Genomic DNA, 935 nt, shown 5'->3' on the forward strand with positions numbered 1-935 from the left:
CTATGACGGCCATCGCTGAAAGCTTAGCAGTTTCCACGTCAACCGTCATTCGTAAACTGAAAGAGTTTAAATTCAAGACAGATTTATCTTATCTTCCAACTCACATGTCTTGGGATGAATATAGCTTCAAGAAAGGAAAGATGAGCTTCATTGCACAGGATTTCGATTTAAGAAGGATTATAGCTATCCTAGACGGACGGACCCAAGCAACGATTCGCAATCACTTTCTGCGCTATTCCAGACAGCTCCGAAACGGGGTGAAAGTCATTACCATGGACATGTTTAGTCCCTACTATGACTTGGCTAGACAACTTTTTCCATGCGCTAAAATCGTCCTCGATCGCTTTCACATTGTGCAACATCTTAGCCGTGCTATGAGTCGTGTTCGTGTTCAAATCATGAATCAATTGGTTCGAAAATCGCACGAATATAAGGCACTGAAACGTTACTGGAAACTGATCCAACAAGACAGTCGAAAACTAAGTCATAAACGCTTTTATCGTCCGACTTTTCGTATGCACTTGACAAATCAAGAGATTCTTGAAAAGCTACTCTCTTACTCTCAAGAACTCAGAGAACACTATGAGCTTTACCAACTCTTGCTTTTTCATTTTCAAGAGAAACAAGCGGAGCATTTCTTTGGACTCATTGAAGAAAGGATTGCTTGTATAAATCCTATCTTTCAGACTGTTTTTAAAACCTTTCTCAAGGACAAAGATAAAATTATCAACGCTCTTGAACTCCCTTACTCAAATGCAAAACTGGAGGCTACTAACAACCTCATCAAGGTTATCAAGCGCAACGCTTTTGGCTTTCGGAACTTTGACAACTTTAGAACTAGAATTCTCATCACTTTGAGTATCAAAAAGGAGAGGACCAATTTTGTCCTCTCCAGATGTTAGCTGACATCAACCCACTACAGTTGACAAAGAGCC

Annotated in this window: 1 protein-coding gene; it reads left to right on the top strand. The window is 40.2% G+C overall.

Annotated elements, in window-relative coordinates; genetic code table 11:
• The coding region (locus FZ952_RS11505; protein WP_148881753.1) for an ISL3 family transposase at positions 1-902 on the top strand (902 nt) is incomplete at its 5' end.
• Positions 903-935: the final 33 nt, after the last annotated feature.

Source organism: Streptococcus sp. Marseille-P7376 (assembly GCF_902460385.1).
In the GTDB taxonomy this organism is placed as follows: Bacteria; Bacillota; Bacilli; order Lactobacillales; family Streptococcaceae; genus Streptococcus; species Streptococcus sinensis.